Source organism: Streptomyces sp. GS7 (assembly GCF_009834125.1).
Classification (GTDB): domain Bacteria; phylum Actinomycetota; class Actinomycetes; order Streptomycetales; family Streptomycetaceae; genus Streptomyces.
Window position 1 is genome coordinate 5,494,220 of record NZ_CP047146.1, and the last position, 19,208, is coordinate 5,513,427.

18 protein-coding genes and 1 pseudogene are annotated in these 19,208 nt (G+C 71.6%); 8 read left to right on the forward strand and 11 right to left on the reverse strand.

The features are described 5' to 3' along the window. Positions 1-35: 35 nt before the first annotated feature. Positions 36-2,627: a sensor histidine kinase gene (locus GR130_RS23865; protein ID WP_159506596.1), complete on the reverse strand. Its 2,592-nt coding sequence runs from the start codon at positions 2,625-2,627 to the stop codon at positions 36-38. 248 nt (positions 2,628-2,875) lie between these two features. Beyond that, positions 2,876-3,649 (reverse strand): DUF72 domain-containing protein, encoded by a 774-nt coding sequence (locus GR130_RS23870; RefSeq protein WP_159506597.1) that lies wholly within the window; start codon positions 3,647-3,649, stop codon positions 2,876-2,878. A gap of 435 nt (positions 3,650-4,084) precedes the next feature. On the opposite strand from GR130_RS23870, the gene dnaK reads away from it, so the two are divergent. Continuing rightward, a complete protein-coding gene (dnaK, locus tag GR130_RS23875; RefSeq protein ID WP_159506598.1) occupies positions 4,085-5,974 on the forward strand; it encodes a molecular chaperone DnaK in 1,890 nt (629 codons plus the stop codon). Next, positions 5,971-6,591, forward strand: a complete 621-nt coding sequence (gene grpE / locus GR130_RS23880) for a nucleotide exchange factor GrpE (RefSeq protein ID WP_159506599.1) — start codon at positions 5,971-5,973, stop codon at positions 6,589-6,591. The genes dnaK and grpE overlap by 4 nt, the downstream gene beginning before the upstream one ends. A 61-nt stretch (positions 6,592-6,652) precedes the next feature. Here grpE and GR130_RS23885 read toward each other — a convergent pair. From GR130_RS23885 to GR130_RS23895, 3 genes and pseudogenes are all read right to left on the reverse strand, one after another. Next, a pseudogene (locus tag GR130_RS23885) lies at positions 6,653-6,901 on the reverse strand (undecaprenyl diphosphate synthase family protein); the annotation flags it as partial. Between the two features lie 73 nt (positions 6,902-6,974). Further along, positions 6,975-7,619 carry a LysE family translocator gene (locus GR130_RS23890; RefSeq protein ID WP_159506600.1) on the reverse strand — a complete coding sequence of 215 codons (645 nt, stop codon included), beginning with the start codon at positions 7,617-7,619 and terminating at the stop codon, positions 6,975-6,977. 45 nt (positions 7,620-7,664) lie between these two features. Beyond that, on the reverse strand, positions 7,665-9,287 hold the full coding sequence (locus tag GR130_RS23895; protein ID WP_159510170.1) for a nitrilase-related carbon-nitrogen hydrolase: 1,623 nt from the start codon (positions 9,285-9,287) through the stop codon (positions 7,665-7,667). A gap of 275 nt (positions 9,288-9,562) precedes the next feature. Between GR130_RS23895 and GR130_RS23900 the strand changes: the two genes are divergently transcribed. Together GR130_RS23900 and GR130_RS23905 are read left to right on the forward strand one after the other, a co-directional pair. Further along, positions 9,563-10,888, forward strand: a complete 1,326-nt coding sequence (locus GR130_RS23900; RefSeq protein ID WP_236573415.1) for a sensor histidine kinase — start codon at positions 9,563-9,565, stop codon at positions 10,886-10,888. After that, positions 10,885-11,616, forward strand: coding sequence for a response regulator transcription factor (locus GR130_RS23905; protein ID WP_159506602.1), 732 nt, complete (start codon positions 10,885-10,887; stop codon positions 11,614-11,616). The genes GR130_RS23900 and GR130_RS23905 overlap by 4 nt, the downstream gene beginning before the upstream one ends. Positions 11,617-11,898: 282 nt before the next feature. Here the strand turns inward: GR130_RS23905 and GR130_RS23910 are convergent, their stop codons facing one another. After that, positions 11,899-12,351, reverse strand: coding sequence for a cystatin family protein (locus GR130_RS23910; protein ID WP_328707566.1), 453 nt, complete (start codon positions 12,349-12,351; stop codon positions 11,899-11,901). Positions 12,352-12,688: 337 nt separating this feature from the next. Beyond that, entirely contained in the window at positions 12,689-13,021 is a 333-nt protein-coding gene (locus GR130_RS23915; RefSeq protein WP_159506604.1) for a hypothetical protein, read from the reverse strand. Between the two features lie 69 nt (positions 13,022-13,090). On the opposite strand from GR130_RS23915, the gene GR130_RS23920 reads away from it, so the two are divergent. From GR130_RS23920 to GR130_RS23930, 3 genes are all read left to right on the forward strand, one after another. Next, complete coding sequence (locus GR130_RS23920; RefSeq protein WP_159506605.1) at positions 13,091-14,434, forward strand: endonuclease domain-containing protein; 1,344 nt, start codon at positions 13,091-13,093, stop codon at positions 14,432-14,434. Positions 14,435-14,677: 243 nt separating this feature from the next. Further along, entirely contained in the window at positions 14,678-14,890 is a 213-nt protein-coding gene (locus GR130_RS23925) for a hypothetical protein (protein WP_159506606.1), read from the forward strand. 108 nt (positions 14,891-14,998) lie between these two features. Next, on the forward strand, positions 14,999-15,226 hold the full coding sequence (locus GR130_RS23930; protein WP_159506607.1) for a hypothetical protein: 228 nt from the start codon (positions 14,999-15,001) through the stop codon (positions 15,224-15,226). Positions 15,227-15,340: 114 nt separating this feature from the next. Here GR130_RS23930 and GR130_RS23935 read toward each other — a convergent pair whose 3' ends face one another. The 3 genes from GR130_RS23935 to GR130_RS23945 all read right to left on the reverse strand — a co-directional run bounded on the left by GR130_RS23935 (position 15,341) and on the right by GR130_RS23945 (position 17,749). Continuing rightward, positions 15,341-15,715: a hypothetical protein gene (locus tag GR130_RS23935; protein WP_159506608.1), complete on the reverse strand. Its 375-nt coding sequence runs from the start codon at positions 15,713-15,715 to the stop codon at positions 15,341-15,343. Between the two features lie 150 nt (positions 15,716-15,865). Further along, the gene (locus GR130_RS23940; protein WP_159506609.1) at positions 15,866-16,201 is read right to left on the reverse strand and encodes a deoxyxylulose-5-phosphate synthase; all 336 of its coding nucleotides are present in this window, start codon (positions 16,199-16,201) and stop codon (positions 15,866-15,868) included. A gap of 1,008 nt (positions 16,202-17,209) precedes the next feature. Continuing rightward, a complete protein-coding gene (locus tag GR130_RS23945) occupies positions 17,210-17,749 on the reverse strand; it encodes a hypothetical protein (protein ID WP_159506610.1) in 540 nt (179 codons plus the stop codon). 154 nt (positions 17,750-17,903) lie between these two features. Here GR130_RS23945 and GR130_RS41405 point away from each other — a divergent pair, with 154 nt between their 5' ends. Beyond that, a complete protein-coding gene (locus GR130_RS41405; RefSeq protein WP_268977936.1) occupies positions 17,904-18,029 on the forward strand; it encodes a hypothetical protein in 126 nt (41 codons plus the stop codon). 212 nt (positions 18,030-18,241) lie between these two features. On the opposite strand, the gene GR130_RS23950 is transcribed toward GR130_RS41405, so the two are convergent. Beyond that, complete coding sequence (locus GR130_RS23950; protein ID WP_159506611.1) at positions 18,242-19,105, reverse strand: LLM class flavin-dependent oxidoreductase; 864 nt, start codon at positions 19,103-19,105, stop codon at positions 18,242-18,244. Positions 19,106-19,208: the final 103 nt, after the last annotated feature.

The window sequence follows — 19,208 nt, forward strand, 5'->3', positions numbered from 1 at the left end:
CCCCCTCCCCGGATGCCTCATCCATGGCGGATGCCTCATACGCGGCCCTCCTGTGCGGAGGCCGCCACCGGGGCCGGTGCCGCCGGCAGGGAGACGACCATGGTCAGGCCGCCGCCCGGGGTGTCCTCGGGGGTCAGGGTGCCGCCCATGGCCTCGGTCAGGCCCCGGGAGAGGGCGAGGCCGAGGCCGAGGCCGGTGGTGTTGTCGGTGTCGCCGAGCCGCTGGAAGGGCTCGAAGGCCCGCTCCCAGTCGGCGAGTTGCATCCCCGGGCCGCGGTCGATGACCCGGAGTTCCACCCGCTCGCCGAGCGCGCTCGCGCCGAGGGTGACGGGGCGGCCGGCGGGCGAGTGGCGGACCGCGTTGGCCACCAGGTTGGCGATGACCCGCTCCAGCAGCGGCGGGTCCGCGAGGACGTCGGGAGCGGTGTCCAGCCCCTGGGTCACGACGTGGACGAGGGCCTGCGGGGGCGAGTCGGGCAGGGTGTCGAGCGCGGACGGCAGGACGTCGGTGAACGCGACCGGTTCCAGGCGCAGGGTCAGCGCGCCCGCCTGGAGCCGGCTCATGTCCAGGAGGTTGTCGACCAGCCGGCTGAGCTTGGCCAGGGACTCCTCGGCGGTGGCGAGCAGTTCCTCGCGGTCCTCGGGGGAGAACTCCACATCGCTGCTGCGCAGCGAGCTGACCGCCGCCCATCCGCCGGCAAGTGGCGTGCGCAGGTCGTGCCCGACGGCGGCGAGCAGCGCGGTGCGCATGCGGTTGGCGGCCTTGACCGGTTCGACCTCGGCGGCGGCCTCGGCGAGCCGGGCGCGCTCGACGGCGGCGGTCAGGTGCGCGGCGAAGGCGGTGAGCACCCGGTGCTCGGACGCGGGCAGCCGGCGGCCGGTGAGCACCAGCTCGCCGTCGTCCCCTATCGCGATCTTGGTGGTGTGGGTGTCGTCCGCGCGCCAGGTGCGCGCCGGTTCGGACACGGCGTCCGTCCGGTGCTCCAACTCCTCCTGCCGGGGACGCAGTTCGATGCTGTCCATACCGAAGGTCTCGCGGGTGCGCTCCAGCAGCGCGGGGACCGCCCGGTCCCCGCGCAGGATGCCGCCGGCCAGCGAGGTCAGGGTCTCGGCCTCCGCGGTCGCCCGCGCGGCCCGCCGGCTCAGCCGCAGCGAGCGGTCGACGATGGCGGCGACGGTCACCGCGACGATGGTGAACGCGGCCTGGGCGACGACGATGTTCGCCTCGGCGAAGGTGAACTCGCCTTGGGGCGGGATGAAGTAGTAGTTGAGGATCAGCGAGGTGGTCACGGAGGCGAGCAGCGCGGAGACCACCCCGCCGATACAGGCCACGCCCAGCACGGTCAGCAGGAACAGCAGCGCCTCGCTGGTGAGGTTGAGCGCCAGCGGGCCGGAGACGCCGCGCAGCAGCAGCGTCAGCAGTACGGGCAGGACGAGACCGGCCACCGGCCCGGCCACCCGCCGGGAGCGCGGCAGTCCGTTGCCGGGGGTGGCTCGTTTCCTTCCCTGGCCGGCGTGTTCGTGGGTGACCGTGTGGACGTCGATGTCGCCGGAGCGCGCCACGACGGTCTCCCCCACCCCGCGGGGCGTCAGCAGCCGCCGGAGCCGGCCGCGGCGGCTGGCGCCGACGACGAGCTGGGTGGCGTTCTGCGCCCGGGCGAAGTCCAGCAGCGCCGTGGGGACGTCGTCGCCGACCACCGAGTGGTAGCTGCCGCCGACCCGCTCGGTGAGCTGCCGCTGCCCGGCCAGCGCGGCGGGCGAGGAGCCGGCCAGGCCGTCGCTGCGGGTGATGTGCACGGCCAGCAGATCGCCGCCGGAGGAGCGGTCCACGATCCGGGCGGCGCGGCGGATCAGGGTGGCACCTTCCGGGCCGCCGGTGAGCGCGACCACCACGCGCTCCCGGGTCTCCCACACCCGCCCTATGGCGTGCTCGGAGCGGTACTTGCGCAGCGCCTCGTCGACCCGGCCGGCCACCCACAGCAGCGACAGCTCGCGCAGCGCGGTGAGGTTGCCGACCCGGAAGTAGTGCGAGAGCGCCGCGTCGACCTTCTCGGGCGGATAGATGTTGCCGTGCGCCATCCGGCGCCGGAGCCCCTCCGCGGGGAGGTCGACCAGCTCGATCTGGTCGGCGCGGCGGACGACTTCGTCGGGCACGGTCTCGTACTGCGGCACCCCGGTGATCTTCTCGGCGACGTCGCTGAGCGACTCCAGGTGCTGGATGTTGAGCGTGGCCACCACGTCGATGCCCGCGGCCAGCAGCTCCTCGATGTCCTGCCAGCGCTTGATGTGCCGGCCGCCCGGCGCGTTGGTGTGCGCCAGTTCGTCGATGAGCGCCACTTCGGGGCGGAGTTTCAGCAGCAGTCCGAGGTCGAGTTCGGTGAAGTCCGCGCCCCGGTGGTGGCGGGTCACCCGCGGCAGCACGTCGAGTCCGCCGAGCATGGCCTCCGTGGCGGAGCGGCCGTGGCACTCGGCGAAGGCCACCACCACGTGCGTGCCGCGGGCGGCCCTGCGCCGGCCCTCGTCCAGCATCCGGTAGGTCTTGCCGACCCCGGGGGCGGCCCCGAGAAAGACCTTGAGCCGGCCGGGACGTGGCCCCGCCCCGCCGGCACTGTCGCTGCCCCGTGACATCACGTACTCCTCTGTGGAAATAGACGGCACGCCGGTCGGTGCCGAGGGGGTGGCCCGCGGCACCGGTCGGCGTGCCGGGTCCTCCAGGACATCGTCACTTCACGGCGGCAAATACCGGGATTGCGTTCGAAGACGTTGACGCAACTCTGACCCGGCGCCGGCTCGCGAGCCGGCGCGCCAAGTGCGCGGCGTCCGGCGGGCGGTGGGCGTTGCCGAGGGCGCGGGGGCGGCGTGGAGACCGGCCGCGGTCAGCCGGTGCGGCCGCCCGGGGCCGGGGCACGGCTCACCGTGCGGCCCGCGTCCGCAGCGGCGCGGGCGAACCGCGCGGCGTCGAGGACGGCCGCCCCGCCGGGATCGTTGTTGAAGTACGTATGGACGTCGGCCCGGTCGGGCCAGGTGGCGGCGATCCGCCGGACCCAGGCGGCCAGCGCCTGCGGCCCGTAGCGCGGCCAGGGCTCCGCCCGGCCCTCGTGGAAGCGCAGATATCCCCAGTCGGCGGTCCGCCACAGCGGCGTCACGGGCCGGGAGCCTCGGTCCGCCCAGCACAGTGCGGCACCGTGGCACTCCAGCACCGTACGGATCTCCGCGGTCCACCACGAGGCGTGGCGGGGCTCGACGGCGACCCGGGTCCCGGCGGGGAAGCAGCCGAGGCAGGCGTCCAGCAGCCCGGCGTCGGCGTGCAGGGTGGGCGGCAGCTGGAGCAGTACGGGGCCGAGCCGGTCGCCGAGGTGGGCGGCGTGCGCCATCAGCCGTCCGACCGGCTCCTCCGGGGTGCGCAGCCGCTTGATGTGCGTCAGATAGCGGCTGGCCTTGACGGCCATCACGAATCCCGCCGGCGTCCGGTCCCGCCAGTCCGCGAAGGTGCGCTCCTCGGGCAGCCGGTAGAAGGCGGCGTTGCTCTCGACGGTGGCGAAGTGCCGCGCGTACTCCTCCAGCCAGAGCCGCTGCGGGCGGTCCCGCGGGTAGAGGACGCCGCGCCAGTCGCGGTACTGCCAGCCGGAGGTGCCGAGGAGGATGGTCATGGCCGGATCCGTCCCCGTTCCGGAGGGCGGTCTATCAGTCCCTGGGCCGGCGGGCGCCCGGCGGCCTCGTCGATCCGCGTCCGGGCGGCGATCCGCAGCCACTGGAGCGGCAGCTCCGCCGCCCCCCAACTCCGCGGCCCGGCGGGCCGATCCCTTCTCCCCGGCCCGCTTCGTGCGCCACCGCCCCGGCGGGGGTCCGCGCCCGTACGCCCCGGCCCGGTCGGTGGGGCCGCGGATCCGCCCGCCCAGTGACAGCGTGCGACCACCCGCCCACTTTCGGTACATACGGAATATTTGCTTCGAAAAGGTGCATCTTGCCAGGGATCGGGGCACGTTTTATGCAGATGAGGGAGCGGACCCGGTCTCCGTATCAGCAGGTGAGAGGCCGTGCCCCGGATCGGGGCCGGGAACGGGCCCGACGGTGAGGAGACGACCATGACGCGAGCAGTCGGTATCGACCTCGGAACGACCAATTCGGTGGTCAGCGTGCTGGAGGGCGGTGAGCCCACGGTCATCACCAACGCCGAGGGCGCCCGGACCACCCCGTCGGTGGTCGCCTTCGCCAAGGGCGGGGAGGTCCTGGTGGGCGAGATCGCCAAACGCCAGGCCGTGACCAACGTCGAGCGCACCGTGCGCTCGGTCAAGCGGCACATGGGCGACGCGCGGTGGCGCTTCCCGGAGAGCGGCGATATCGACGGCAAGCACTACACCGCGCAGGAGATCTCCGCACGGGTGCTGCAGAAGCTCAAGCGGGACGCCGAGGACTATCTGGGCGAGGACGTGACGGACGCCGTGGTCACCGTCCCGGCCTACTTCAACGACTCCCAGCGCACCGCGACCAAGGAGGCCGGCGAGATCGCCGGGCTCAAGGTCCTGCGGATCGTCAACGAGCCGACCGCCGCCGCCCTGGCCTACGGCCTCGACAAGGAGAACGACCAGACCATTCTGGTCTTCGACCTCGGTGGCGGCACCTTCGACGTCTCGCTGCTGGAGATCGGCGAGGGCGTCGTCGAGGTCAAGGCCACCAACGGCGACACGCACCTGGGCGGCGACGACTGGGACCAGCGGATCGTCGACCACCTGACCAAGCAGTTCAAGAACGCGTACGGCATCGACCTGTCGCAGGACAAGATGGCCACCCAGCGGCTGCGCGAGGCCGCCGAGAAGGCGAAGATCGAGCTGTCGGCCGCCACCGAGACCACCGTCAACCTCCCCTACCTGAGCGCGTCGCCGGACGGCCCGCTGCATCTGGACGAGAAGCTGAACCGGGCCCAGTTCGAGCAGATGACCGCGGACCTGCTCGACCGCTGCAAGGCCCCGTTCCACAACGCGATCGACGACGCGGGGATCAAGGTCGCGGACATCAACCATGTGATCCTGGTCGGCGGTTCGACCCGGATGCCCGCGGTGACGGAGCTGGTCAAGGAGCTGACCGGCAAGGACCCGCACAAGGGCGTCAACCCGGACGAGGTCGTCGCCATCGGCGCCACGCTCCAGGCCGGTGTCCTCAAGGGCGAGGTCAAGGACGTCCTCCTGCTGGACGTCACCCCGCTGTCCCTCGGCATCGAGACCAAGGGCGGCATCATGACCAAGCTCATCGAGCGCAACACGACCATCCCGACCAAGCGCTCCGAGATCTTCACCACGGCCGAGGACAACCAGCCGTCCGTGCAGATCCAGGTCTACCAGGGCGAGCGCGAGATCGCGGCGTACAACAAGAAGCTCGGGATGTTCCAGCTCACCGGTCTGCCGCCGGCCCCGCGCGGCGTCCCGCAGATCGAGGTCTCCTTCGACATCGACGCCAACGGCATCATGCACGTCACGGCCAAGGACCTCGGCACCGGCAAGGAGCAGAAGATGACCGTCACCGGCGGCTCCTCGCTGCCGAAGGACGACATCGACCGGATGGTCCGCGACGCCGAGCAGTACGCCGAGGACGACCGCCGCAAGCGGGAGGCCGCGGAGACCCGCAACCAGGGCGAGCAACTGGTCTACCAGACCGAGAAGTTCCTCAAGGACAACGAGGACAAGGTCCCCGGCGACCTCAAGACCGAGGTCGAGACCGCCGTCGGCGAGCTGAAGGAGAAGCTCAAGGCCGAGTCCGCCGCGGGTGACAACACCGCCGAGATCCGCACCGCCACCGAGAAGCTCGCGACCGTCTCGCAGAAGCTGGGCCAGGCCATGTACGCCGAGGCCCAGGCCGCGCAGGCCACGGGCGGCACCGACGGCGCCGGGGCGCACCCGGGCCACCAGGCCAAGGCCGAGGACGACGTCGTGGACGCCGAGATCGTCGACGACGACAAGCAGGAAGGGAGCGGACGATGAACCGCCCGACCGATGCCGGCCACGTCCCCCGCCCTCAGCTGGCGCTCGTCGGGCACCGGCCGGAGGACCGCCGCCGCGGGACCGCCGCATCGCCCGGCCCGGACCCGGCCGCCGGACGGCCGGCACCTCCCGAAGCACGGCGACCGACCGCCGGAGGGCTCGGCACCGAACAGCCGGAGAGCGAACGGCTGCAGACCGAGCTCCAGGAGCGTACGGCCGACCTCCAGCGCCTGAAGGCGGAGTTCGACAACTACCGCCGGCGGGTGCACCGCGACCGGCTGGCGATCGGCGAGATCGCCGTGGTCAACGTGCTGGCGCAGATGCTGCCGGTGCTCGACGCCATCGCCGAGGCCGCCGACCAGGGCGAGGTCACCGGCGGGTTCCGGCGCGTCGTCCGGGTCTTCGAAGCGGAACTGACCGCCCTGGGCCTGCGGTCCGTCGCCGCGCTCGGCGACCCCTTCGACCCCGCCCTCCACGAGGCCGTCACCTACACCCCCGCCGCACGGGCCGAACGCGCCGTCTGCGATGCCGTCCTGCGCCAGGGGTACCGGGTCGGCGACCGGCTGCTGCGGCCCGCCGAGGTGGCCGTCACCGGGGAGCCGCCGGCACCCCGGTGACCGCACCGCCGGGTCCCGTACGAGTGCGGTGCCGGCCCGGGCCCCGGCCCTCGGGGCCGCCTCAACCGCCGTACCGGCGCTGCCGGTCGGCGTAGCTGCGCAGGGCGCGCAGGAAGTCGATCTCGCGGAACGCGGGCCAGTACGCCTCGCAGAAGTACAGCTCGGAGTAAGCGCTCTGCCAGAGCAGGAAGTTGGACATCCGCTGTTCGCCGCTGGTGCGGATGACCAGGTCGGGGTCGGGGCGGCCGGCGGTGTAAAGGTGGCGGGTGATGTCGTCGGCCGTCAGCGGGGTGTTGGCCAGTTGGGCCACGGGGTCGGCGGCGTCCGCCGCGGACCGGCCCAGCGCGGCCCACAGCACGTCCGCGCGCGGCCGCGCGGCGCTGTCAATCCGCGCGGCCGGTGGCCGCCACCGTCACCCCGAGCCCGATCATCGCCAGCCCGCCCGCGCCGCCGACCAGCGACAGCCGGCGGTCGGAGCGGCCGAGCCAGGTGCGGGCGGCGGTGGCCGTCAGGGCCCAGAGGGTGTCGGTGACCAGGCCGATGCCGATCGGGACCAGGCCCAGCAGCAGCATCTGGGCGGGCAGCGCGCCCGCCGCGGGGTGCACGAACTGGGGCAGCACGGCGGCGAAGAAGATCAGGCCCTTGGGGTTGGTGACGCCGACCGCGATACCGTCCGCGACGGTCCGCAGATCGCCGCGCGCCGGGCGCCCACCCGGCCCCGGCTCACCGGCCGCGAGGTCCTTACGGTGCCGGATGGCCTGCACGCCGAGGTAGACGAGGTAGGCCGCTCCCGCCAGTTTCACCACCAGGAGCAGGGCCAGCGACCGTTCGAGGAGGGAGCCCAGGCCGAACGCGACGACGGCCACCAGCAGATACGAGCCCAGCATGTTGCCCAGCACCGTCGCCAGTGCCGTACGGCGCCCGTGGGCCAGCGCCCGGCCGATCACGAACAGCACGCTGGGCCCCGGTATCACGATCACCAGCAGCGACATCACCCCGAAGGCGAGCAGCCCGTCGGTGGACACCATGTCGCCCCCTCCTCTCTCGTTTCCCACTTCCCGCGGGGTACCTCACTACCTCATTTCACCTGCCGGCGCACCCGTCGGGTCGCCCTGGGCCGCCATCCGCTCCCTCGGTGAGCGGGCGCGCAGCACCCCCGTCGCGAGCACCGCCGCCACCGCGGCCAGGCACAGCCAGGCGAAGGTGTCGCCGATGCGGTCGTAGAGGGTGGTGGCACCGCGCGTCGGCACGTAGGCCACCGTGGTCTGCCGGCCGGTGGTGAAGTAGTCCGTCGTGGCGAGGACTTGGCCGCGGTTGTCGTAGGCGGTCGCCACGCCCTCGGCGTCCTGGCGGACGAGGGCGTAGCCGCTCTCGACGGCGCGGAGGGCGGCCTTCTGCGTGTGCGGACGCCCGTATTCCGCCCAGTCGTGGGAGGGCACGAGCATGATGTCGGCGGGAACCCGCATCATGCCGGGGAAGTCGGCGTCGTAGCAGATGACGTTGGCGAGACGGCCGTACGGGGTGGCGGCGACCGGGACCTTGCCGTCGCCCGGGGTGAAGGGCTCCGAGCCGGGGACCGGGTGGGCCTTCTGGTAGGTCCACAGGACGGTGCCGTGCGGGTCGATCAGCAGCGCCTCGTCGCGGCCGTATGCCGGTCCGGTGGAGCTGTAGACGCTGAGGCTGATCTCCAGGTAGATCCCCGACCGGCGGGCCTCGTGCTGCGCCGCGGCGATGGCGGCGCGTTCGTGCACCTCCAGGGTCCGCACTCCTCCCTCGGGCCAGACCACGATCTTCGCACCGGCCGCGGCCTCCCGCCGGGTGGCGGCCAGCAGGCTGTCCGCCACGGCGTTCATGGCCGGTTCGAGCCCCGCGGGCGGCGCCGCGGCGACGGACCGGCGGCCACCGGTGACGTGGGAGAGCGCCGCCTTCTGGGCACGGAGCACGGACGTCTCGGCGGTGACGCCGGCGACCCGCACCGTGGGCGCGCCGGAGGGGAAGAAGGCGATCCGGGCCCCGCCGGCGAGGAGTACGGCCAGGAGGACCGCGGTGTAGGTGAACACGGCCCGGCGGACCGGGCGCCAGGAGGCCGTCTCCCAGACCAGGTTCACCACGCCCGCGCACCAGGCGATCAGGAAGCCGATCCCGTAGGAGCCGGTGACCGAGACGAGTTGCAGCAGCGGCAGGTTGCCGTACTGCGTGGCCGCCAGGGAACCGTACGCGCCGCCGAACGGCGTCAGCTGCGTGATCACGAACTCGGCCGCGACGATGGCCGAGGGATAGACGAGCAGCGCCATCCAGGGACGCAGCCGGCGGACCAGCAGCCGGTCGAGGAGGTACGGCACGGTCAGCAGCGCGGCCAGGGCGACCGCTCCGCCGACGGTGACCGGGCTGAATCCCAGCGCCGACTCGAAGAGCCAGAACACCGCCGCGGCGATGTTGGCCAGCCAGAGCCAGAGCATGCCGGACACCACCCGGCCGGTGCGGCCGAAGCGCAGCAGCAGCACCGGGAAGAGCCATGCGGCGGCGGCGATGTCCCAGCGTCCGCCGACCGCGAGGAGTTGTACGGCGGCGCCGAGCGCCAGCACCGGGTAGCGCCACCGGGCCGGTGGCGCGGGTACACCGCTCCCCGGATGCCCCGTACGCCTGCGGGCCTCGCTCGTCCCCCGGTCGTCACGCGTCTGCGTATGGGTGCGCATGTCCTCCGCCTTGTTCATCGGGTGTGGGTTCATCGGATCTGGTGGATCGGGTCGTCCAGCGGCCGGTGCGAGTTGTCGCTTCCGGCCTGTACTCGACGCTAGGGAACGGCGGGCCCGCACCACCTCGTCCCGGCTGCCGATCTGCCGCGGGCCCGCGCAACTTTCGATGCGCCGCAACTTTCGATGCGCCGGGACACCGGCGGATCCCTCCCTGCGGACGATCCCGCCCGCGGCGCGGCTCGCTAGCCTGACCACCGGACATGAACGCACACCCCATGACAGCCCTGCGCGCCGCGCGGCGCCGGTTCGCCGGCCGGCGCCCCTGGCTGACCGATCTCGCACTCGGCGGCGGACTGACCGCCGTCGACGTGGCGACCCTGCTGGCCCGGCACCCGGCGCCGGGCCCGGCCGGCGTCCCGCTCTGGGCGCTGCAGACCCTTCCGCTCTTCTGGCGCCGCCGATTCCCGCGCACGGTCCTGGCGGCGATGACCGCGGCCTTCATCGCCTTCGAGGTGCTGGCCCCAGTGCAGGGGAAGACGCCGGGGCCGTTCCTGCTGGTCTTCGGCGTGTACGCGCTGGCCCGCTGCACCCCGCTGCGGGTGAGCCTGCCCGGGACCGTGCTCTCGCTCGCCGCCGCCGTGGCGACGGACCTCCTCACCGGCCAGGCCGGGCCGCCGAAGCTCGGCTCGCTGGAGCCGATCACCGCGACGACGTTCGCGGCCTTCTACGCCGTCGCCTGGCTGCTGGGGTACGGACGGCGGCGGATCAGCATCCAGGCGGGCAGGCTGCGCGACCTCAACGCCCGGCTGCACGACGTCAACTGCCGGCTCCAGGACGCCAACGAACGGCTCCGCGCCGAGCAGGAGGCCAACGCCCGGCAGGCCGTCGCCGCCGAGCGGACCCGTATCGCCCGCGACCTCCACGACGTGGTCGCCCACCATGTGAGCGCCATCGCCGTACAGGCGCGGTCCACCGAGGAGATCATCGAGGACGTCCTCCGGGACGATCCGCGCGGCGCCCTCCGGGACGACCTGCGGGGCGTGGCGCGGATCGCGGAGACCGCCGACACCGCGCTCGTCGAGATGCGCCGCATCCTGGGCCTGCTCACCGCCCGGGACGAGGAGGCGGACCTGGCGCCGGAGCCGTCCCTGCGCCACCTCGACCGGCTGCTCACCGCGGTCGGATCGGCCGGCTGCGCGGTGACCGCGACGCTGGACGAGGACGCGCTCGGCGACGTCCCGCCCGCGCTCCAGGTCTCGGCCTACCGCATCGTGCAGGAGGCGCTCACCAACGTCCTCAAGCACGCGGGTCCGGCAGCCGTGTCGCTGACCGTGCGGCACGACGGGGCGGCGCTGGCGGTGGAGGTCGAGAACGGCCCGCCGGTCGCCGGCCACCGGCCCGTGCCCGGCTCCGGCCGCGGCCTGATCGGCATCCGCGAACGCGTCGCGGCCTTCGGCGGCACCGTACGCAACGGCCCGCGGCCGCACGGCGGTTGGCGGCTGCATGCCACGCTCCCGGTCCCGCTCCCGGCGGGCCCGGCCCCCTCCCAGCCGCTGCCGCCCACCCCGGAGGTCCCCTCCAGCCCAGAGGTGCCGTCATGACCGACCCCGCCCTGCGCGTGCTCATCGTCGACGACCAGGAGATGGTCAGGGACGCGCTGCGCGCCGTCATCGGCCGCCGCGCCGGGTTCTCCGTGGTCGGCGACGCCGCCGACGGCGCGCAGGCCGTCGCCCTGGCCCGCTCGCTCCGCCCGGACGTCGTGGTCATGGACGTCCGGATGCCCGGGATGACGGGTGTGGAGGCCACCCGCCGCATCCTCGACGACTGGCCGCACCCGGAACCGCCGCCGCGCGTCCTCGTCCTCACCACCTTCGACCTGGACGAGTACGTGCACGCGGCGCTGCGCGCGGGCGCCCGCGGCTTCCTGCTCAAGAACAGCCCACCCGACCAACTGGCCCACGCCATCCGCGTGGTGGCCGACGGCGAGTCGATGCTCGCCCCCAGCGTCACCCACCGGCTCATCGGCGCCTTCACCGCGCTGCCCGCCGGTCTCCTCCCCGGCGCCCCGCGGACCGGCCGCAGCCGCGCCACCGACCTCGTCGGCACGCTGACCGAGCGCGAACTCCCCGTGCTGGTCCTGGTCGCGCAGGGCCGCTCCAACCTCCAGATCGCCGAGGCCCTGGGCCTGACCGAGGCCAATGTGAAGAGCCGCGTCAACCGCATCCTGACCCGCCTGGGCCTGGACAACCGCGTCCAGGCGGCGCTCCTCGCCTACGAGGCGGGCCTCCTCGGACCCGACTGGAGCGCGCCCGGCGGTACCACGCTGTAGAAAACACCTGCTCGACAAGTGGTTTCGAGCACTTCGGACAGCACTGGCGGGTGGATTCATGGTGGGCTGCACTGCATCCGCTGCCCAGCCCACCTCACACATTCGCGCTGATTCGCACAGCTCCGCACAGCGAAATTCCATGCTCGTCTCCCACTCGTCTCCCACTCCCTCCACCCGACGAAGGTGCCGAAAGAGGAGACTCGGTCGCGCCACTGACGGAGAGGCATTGCCGCCCACTGCACCTCTGTGACCGAGTGCGGCCGTGGGCCTGCCCGCTCTGGGTCAGAGTTCCTTGCATGTGCCGCCCATGAGCTCATAAGGCGCGGCGGTCTGCCAGGCTCGGTGAACGACCCGCATCGTGCACGACTTGGCGTTTGCGGGGTCCGTCGCCCCGCAGCCTTCGGGCGTCCAGTTCGCTTCTTCAGCCACCTTGCAGCTGCTTTCCCCGGCCTTCACCTGGATGTAGTACATCGTGCCGGCCACGGTACGGGTCTCTGCCTTCTCGATCTCGGCCAGCCCCAGGAAGTTCGTGCGGCCTGCCCGCTTCGAAGACTCCTTGAGCCCGAAGTAGGTCGCCGCCATGACATCTTCGTCCGTCTCGGGGGACGCGTGGGGAGCCCTCCCACCTGGGACGCCGTCATCGGCTTGGGCTTGGATGGTTCCCACGGTGGCGATGAACATCCCTCCGCACACTGCCGCTAGCGCGGCGCGGCTCCTAGATCGCCTCATGCTCATGTGCGCCCTCCTGGAGGTGGCGTGGGGCGGCTCGCTCAGGCCGCCCGCGTAACGGTCATTCCCATCGGATCAGATGATCGCCGGGCCCCATCCCGTGCCACGCGATACGCGGCCTCACCTCGGATTGAACGGAGCAGCAACAGAATTCCAGAACCGCACACGCGAACGATTTTCCGCCGGGCGAAGCGCACCACGTGTGCGTCGTCGTCGAGGGCGAACCGGGTGCCGAAGAGGTCCTGGGCGAAGCACAGCAAACCATCGGCCGCAGGTCCGGGCCCAGGGCCCTCGGTGCCGACGCGGAACCCGCTCCGACGCCAGAGCCGGCTTGCGCTGATCTTCACCGCGGAGGGGACATGTGTGAGTCCTGTACCTGGGAGGAGGACGGCGTTCGGCCGGAGTCAAGCCACGTGCGTCGCGAGCGCAGGCTCTCCAGTGTGCCCGTGGCGATGGCGGCGAGGGTGACCTGGCACAGGAGATTCTCCAGCGGCGCTTCGTCCTCCCGGCGATAACGTTCGTAGCGGGCGCGACCGCCGGCCGATGCGAGTGTGATGCCGAACTCGGCGAGGTCCGGTGCCCACTGGGCGAGTTCGGCGTGCTGCGCGTGTCCACACGTTGCGTCCGCGTAGTGGGGCAGGGTCGTCTCCAGGGCGTTGATGAGCTCGTCGAGCACGGACGCCTCCTCCCACATACCGGACGTGACGTAGAAGGCGACGGCTCGGACGGTTAGTAGCCTGTCGGTATGTCAGAGCGTGTCATGCCCGGTCGCACGGACGGCCTGATCGCCCTGGGCGCCGCGGACGCTCTGTGGGTCGATGTGACGGCCGACAGTGCTGTGCCGACGGCTTCTGGGGCATTCACCTGCTCTCCTGCCCATGCCCGGGTGGGGTACGTCCTGCTCGGCGGCCATGTGGTGGCGACGGTGCGGGCGAGCGGCGGCCAGTGGAGTGTTCGGGAGATTGAGGTGCGCCGGGCGGCCGCGGAACTGAACGCGGTGGGGATGGATCGGCAGGACCTGGTCCGCATCGGTCCGTTTCGTGGGGCGCCGCGGCAGGAGTGCAACGAGGAAACGCCGCTGCGTTGGCGCCGGCGCATCACGCGGGAACTGCAGGAGCCGGGCGGCCCCGAGCGGGCCGCACGGCGTGAAGACGGCCGGCCCTGCCATCTGGCGGGGATCGACTGGCGACAGATACTCGTGGAGCGGACCCGCGACGGGGCGCAGCGGACGTGGTGGCTGCCGCGCGCCGTGGTCAGGCTGCTGGACGCCGCCGAGCACACCGAGACGCAGTGGGTGCAAGCCGCGCGGACCCGCCAGGCGAGCGCAGCCGTCACCGAGCCGCCCTCCCGCCCCCGGCAGACCCGAGACGCCAACGGTCGGCAGACGACGAGCCCCGAGGGCCCCATCGCCCCACTGCGCCCGTACAACAAAGAGCTGGAAGGCCAGCTGTACTCGGTGCTCAGCAGGAAGCCCAGTACCTCCCGCAAAGTGGCCGGGTGGGCATGCGCCGTCTGCCACACTGCGCCCGCCACCGTCCTCGACCACTGCCACGAACACGGCTACGTCCGTGCCCCCGTCTGCCAGTCCTGCAACACACAGGAGCGCCCCGACCACCTGTACAGCAACGACATCCGCGTGGCGAACCACTACACACACCTCTTCCACACCGACACCGACGACTGGCTCCGCCACTGGCACCGCTGCCCCGGTTGCCGCGCACGCACCACCCTGCCCCTGCCCCACCTCGCCGCATGGACCGCCCACACAGCCTGCAGATCGCTGCGCCCGACCCACCGCGCCCCCCGCGGGCGCCAGCCCTGCGGTGTCCTGCGCGTGTCCTGGACGGGCAGTCAGAACGCGCCCCGTTCCTGCCTGCTCACTGTCGCCGTCGACTTCTGCCCCTCCGGCGAGCACCGTGTCCTGGCCCAAGTCCCCTACCGCGAAGCCGCCGAACGGTTTCGTGTCTGGTTGGCCGAGACAGCCCCCGCCGTGGCCGCCGCGGCCGGCCCTGACCGCCTGGACGGCCTCCCTGCCCAGTCCCGGCCAGTCATCGCGGACACCAGCGGCGAGGACCTGGCACTGTTCTGAGCGGGCACCGGGAGACCTGACACCCCAACACCGCCTCGCAGCCGCCTGCCCCCGACACGGTCACCGTCACCCCGCACGCCCCGGCGAAACACGCAGCAGAGTCACCCCGGACCCTGCTGCGCAATTGCAGGACGTGGCGGGTGATGCGACAGGGGCGCCCCTTGACGCCCAGGCGCCGCGACAGCGTCCTCCCGCGATAACCTCGCCGGCGCAAGCACCGACGACTTGACGGGGGGGAACACCGTGAAGCTACGCGCCAAACTCGCGGCCACCGCTGCAGCCGCTCTCCTGCCTACCCTCGGCCTGGCCGCACCCGCCCACGCCGACAACTACACCATGCTGCAAAACGTGGCCACCGGCGGCTGCATCCAGGGTCACATGCTCCGTACCGGCGTCGAGTTCCGCAGCGCACCCTGCGACAAGCTCGACTCCCGCGAATTCTTCCTGGTGGAGTAAGTCGGCAACGACGGCAGTCTCAACCTGTACCGCTACGCCCAGTCGTGGGGCGACGCGGGCACGGCCTGCCTCGGCGTCAACCCGCAGGCAAACGGTGACGGATGGCATGTGGCCGGAGCGTGGAACTGCGGTGATGACCTGTCCGTGTGGGCGGCTGACGGCTCTGCCTCCGACCGCGGCAGGGGCGGGATCCGGTTCTGGAACAAGTACGCGGAGGACGCCCGCTGGTCCGGTCAGTGCCTGGACACCTACGGGGACGGAAGCCGCTACTACAAGGTCAACGGCTGCAATGGCGGCAACTACCAGCGCTGGGACGACTTCGGCCGCAGCACCTGAGGGGGGACCGGTCGGAGTACCGCGGAAACGTGTCGTTGGGACAGGCATCCGCAGGTCAGCGGTCTGTGACGCCTCGTCGAGACTGCCGTGGTAAACCCAGACCGACCGAATCCGTCAGTGTTCGGACTCATCCCGATCCGTCTGGGCGGCCACCCAGTCCAGAAGGGCGTCCGTCAGGTCGGAAAGGGATCTTCCCGTGCCGAGAAGGACGAAGCGGCAGTCGAGTTGGTCTCCCGGATTGTGCGGGTTCAGCGTGCCACAGCGCAGACCCGTACGGTCGATCTGTCCGCCCAGGCAGGTACCCGCGAGTCTCGTCCACACCAGCAGGCCGTCCGTCCATAGGACGTCGACGGGGAAGTCCACACAAAAGTCTTCAGGTCCTGGCGCTCCCTCGGGCCAGCTCGTAACGCGGGCCGCCAACCGGTCGACCACTGGCCGCCAGTCTTCGCCGAACTCCCAGTCCGCGAGGTAGTCATCGAACGTGCTCATCTGGCCAGTGAATCACCTCTCTGGGAGGGCAGGGGCTCGCCCCGCGCCCGCAGGCTGGACAGCCGCTGCTCTGTGTGGTCCTCGTCGAAAGACGATCAGCAGCAGGGGGCGTTTCGTTGATGCGGCGGAGTGCCCCCTGCTGCCGGGCGGTCAGGGCAGTTCGCGGCGGACCAACGCCTGAGCGAACGGCAGTCCGGTGGCCCGGGCGTAAGCCATCCGCACGCGCACCTCGCTGAGAGTGCGTGGACGGTAGCCGGGGCCGCCACAGCAGCTCTTGTGGAACCGCACGCCGGCGTGCAGCAGCACGGAGAGCGTGCGCCAGGCGGCGGTGTCCCGCCTCTTGGGAGCCGCGAAGGCGGAGCCGACGTGGATCAGTGGTTCGGCGCAGCGCGGGCAGACCCGGTCGTGGTCGTGGTAACCGGGGTAGGGCTGCTTGTACGAGGCCCGGCAGGGCAGGCAAACGTAAGAGGTCTTTCCGTGGGCCATGCGGCAAGGGTAGAGCCGCAGAAGGGCCGGGCTCGACAGGTTTCCGGCATCCTGCACGGGCTCTTGATCAGCTGCAACGGGGCGGACGGCTGGCGACACCCCTGTAGCGTTGCCGGCATGATGGTTTGGATCTTTATCGCCATGGCCGTAGTTCTCGGCAACTTGACGATCTGGCTGTCTTTGCGCAATAGGGGTGAGCAACAGAAGAACGTTACCCGGTAGCGCTGCTGCGTCCTCCCCCCATAGAAGGTTCCCGCCCATCCCGGGTGTTGGGGATTCCTCAAAACGGCTCTGTCCACGGTTGCGTGAACTCCAAGGTCACCAACGGGCGTGGGGGAACCTTGCCCGGCATGGTTCTGCCTTGGCGAGCTACTCACTCAGCCTCACAACGCCCCACCCTCGTCGGGCCGCTTCGGTGTTCTCGCACGCCGCCTGCCCGGTGACCGTGCGAGCAGCACGCCGTAGACGTCCTGGCTGAAGAAGTCCGCGTCGGTGTGCTGCGCTTCGCTCGGGCACCCTGACTGGCCCCGACCTCGTAGCAGCCCGCATGAGGCTCAAGCACGCCGACTACCCCACCGATAGATAACGCACCCTGCAGAATGCCCCCGCCCAGGAACCCCGGGCGGGGGCATTCGTCGTCACGGGCGATGCGAGAACGCCACATCACCGAGTAGTACACCGCCGCAGCCGGACAGTTGGCGACACGGCGGTGCCCCTGTACGACTCGCGGGCCCGTCCCCTGCGCCACGCCAGACCAACGTGCTCGTCCTCCGGCACCCGACTCCAGTGTGACTTCGCGATCGATCCGGTTGAGGGGTCTGCGAGTCGTCGCCGGTAGTGGATGCGGCGTGACCTGGTCGAACATCGCCCGCCGGCGGGCGGCGTCTACGCTGTGGCCCGCGGCCACCGCACGATCTCCAGGAGTCCACACCACCCTTGATGATCAGGCGGTGGTCGTTGCCGTTCTCACCCGGCTCCGACGCGAGATCGCGAAGTCACATCGGAGTACTAGGAGGCCGTGACCTCGGTGGAGCCGAGCACGGGAGCAGTGTCGGCGACCGTGCAGTTGACGGTCAGCCCGAACACGTGCACCGCGATGGCGCCGGGGGTGTAGGTGGTTGTCCCGACATCGTTCAGCTGAATCGAGGCCGTACCGCCGCTCACCGAGACCGTCGAACCGCTCGGCACGGCACTGTCGTTAGTGAAGCCCGTGGCGGTCGCGGTGCCGGAGTTCGCACCGCCGAGCACGATGTCGGCCTCCGCGGTGACCGCGCCCGCGGGCAGGTCGACCGGCGCCGTCATCTGCGTGGTCGCACTCAGAGTGAGATTGGCAGTGCCGCCCTGCGCGATGGTGGCCGGTGCATTCAGGGTGACCTGGATCGGGTTGACGCCGCTGGGCGCACCCGCGCCCGTGCACGTGTAGCCGACGGACACGCTGTCGGCGCTGGCCTGCGGGGCGGCCAGTCCGATGCCGGCGGTCGCCAGCAGGGCGACGACCGTCGCGCCCGCCGTCGAGCGCCGGTGCCGCTTCGTTCTCTCCGTACTCATCGCCGTGCTCCCTCCACGCTTGAGGTGAGGCCGATGTGAGCACGTCATAGGTCGCATAGCGGGTGACAGAAGTCAACAGAATCGCGGGTGAACGATCCCAGCCTGCCGATCCCGCCCTTCGGCCGTTACGGTGGGCGTGCTCGGTGCAACTGTCATGCCCACATGGGTCTCGCGGGAACAGGAGGCGTCCCGGGCCGGCCTGGACTCTGACGAACGCGCCGAACTCCGGCAGGTGCGGCACCTGACTCGACTCCTTGCCCTGGCGCCGCGCGAGATCTGATCGGCCCGTTGGGCACTCAGGCCACCCATGAACTCGCGGGCCAGGACCAACGAACGCTCCGCCCGACCACAGCCACATCGATCGCGCCTCGGACGCCCGAGCCGCCGGACACACGGAACTCACGCCGCGACCGCACACTCCGGCTGGGAACACTGCCGGACACCGCCGGCAAATCCACGACCGCGACCACGACTTGCTCCAGCGGCGGCTGATCAGACCACCGGCGGCCCCGCCTCGATGCGGCGCAGCACCGGGGGCAGACGGTCGAGGTCGGGGCCGGTCTGCACCTGTCGCTCGTCCCACCAGGTAGCGCCTGCGTCGTGCAGCGGACCGATCACGTCCCTGGCCTTGGCCGCGTCCGGGGGCGTGGCGCCGCCGAGCACGAACTCAAAGGGGCGCTCGACCCCGGCCGCACGGTGCTTGCGGACATACCCGACCAGCTCCCCTACCTCCGCCGCATCCGGCACATGACCATGCCGGGCCGTCTCGAACAGCGGCACCGCGCCGTCCCACCGCGCTGCCCGCCGCATGGGCGGGCGATGCGGCCAGAACCCGCCGATCCACACCGGCGGACCGGGCCGCTGCACGGTGGCGGGAAGCAGCGTCACGTCCCGGACCTCGTAGTGCTCGCCGTGGTGGGTCACCGGCTCGCCGGACCAGAAGCGCCTCAACACCTCCAGTCCCTCGTCCAGCCGCTCGGCGAGGAGGCGTGGTTCGGCGGCGTCGCCGAAGCTGCGGTATTCGTCCTCGATCGGACCGCCCAGGCCGGCGGCGAAGGTCACGCGGCCGCCGCTGAGGTGGTCCAGGGTGGCCACTTGGCGGGCGAGTTGCTGCGGACGGTAACGGGGGACCGGCGTCAGCAGGGTGCCCAGTCGGATCCGGGAGGTCGCCAGTGCGGCCGCGGTCAACAGCATCCAGGGGTCTCCGAAGGGGCGCCCCTGATGTTGTCGGTGCAGCACGTGGTCCCAGACGAAGAGCCCGTCCCAGCCGGCCTGTTCGGCGGCAGCCGCCACGGTCGCGACGTTACGGGGATCGGCGAAGTCACCAAAGTTGGGGATGTTGATGGAGAAGCGCATTCCAGCAGGATGCGCAGCCGGCCACGAAGGGGCAATCGGTTTCCCAGCCAGGCGGCTTCGCAGCAGGCCGCCTGGCTGGGGATTACGTGACCACAGCCCCTGG

Coding starts and splice junctions, on each gene's coding strand:
- GR130_RS23865 (WP_159506596.1), bottom strand. CDS start 2,627: ATGTCACGGGGCAGCGACAGTGCCGGCGGGGCGGGGCCACGTCCCGGC.
- GR130_RS23870 (WP_159506597.1), bottom strand. CDS start 3,649: ATGACCATCCTCCTCGGCACCTCCGGCTGGCAGTACCGCGACTGGCGC.
- dnaK (WP_159506598.1), top strand. CDS start 4,085: ATGACGCGAGCAGTCGGTATCGACCTCGGAACGACCAATTCGGTGGTC.
- grpE (WP_159506599.1), top strand. CDS start 5,971: ATGAACCGCCCGACCGATGCCGGCCACGTCCCCCGCCCTCAGCTGGCG.
- GR130_RS23890 (WP_159506600.1), bottom strand. CDS start 7,619: ATGGTGTCCACCGACGGGCTGCTCGCCTTCGGGGTGATGTCGCTGCTG.
- GR130_RS23895 (WP_159510170.1), bottom strand. CDS start 9,287: ATGCGCACCCATACGCAGACGCGTGACGACCGGGGGACGAGCGAGGCC.
- GR130_RS23900 (WP_236573415.1), top strand. CDS start 9,563: ATGACAGCCCTGCGCGCCGCGCGGCGCCGGTTCGCCGGCCGGCGCCCC.
- GR130_RS23905 (WP_159506602.1), top strand. CDS start 10,885: ATGACCGACCCCGCCCTGCGCGTGCTCATCGTCGACGACCAGGAGATG.
- GR130_RS23910 (WP_328707566.1), bottom strand. CDS start 12,351: ATGAGCATGAGGCGATCTAGGAGCCGCGCCGCGCTAGCGGCAGTGTGC.
- GR130_RS23920 (WP_159506605.1), top strand. CDS start 13,091: ATGTCAGAGCGTGTCATGCCCGGTCGCACGGACGGCCTGATCGCCCTG.
- GR130_RS23935 (WP_159506608.1), bottom strand. CDS start 15,715: ATGAGCACGTTCGATGACTACCTCGCGGACTGGGAGTTCGGCGAAGAC.
- GR130_RS23940 (WP_159506609.1), bottom strand. CDS start 16,201: ATGGCCCACGGAAAGACCTCTTACGTTTGCCTGCCCTGCCGGGCCTCG.
- GR130_RS23945 (WP_159506610.1), bottom strand. CDS start 17,749: ATGAGTACGGAGAGAACGAAGCGGCACCGGCGCTCGACGGCGGGCGCG.
- GR130_RS41405 (WP_268977936.1), top strand. CDS start 17,904: ATGCCCACATGGGTCTCGCGGGAACAGGAGGCGTCCCGGGCCGGCCTG.
- GR130_RS23950 (WP_159506611.1), bottom strand. CDS start 19,105: ATGCGCTTCTCCATCAACATCCCCAACTTTGGTGACTTCGCCGATCCC.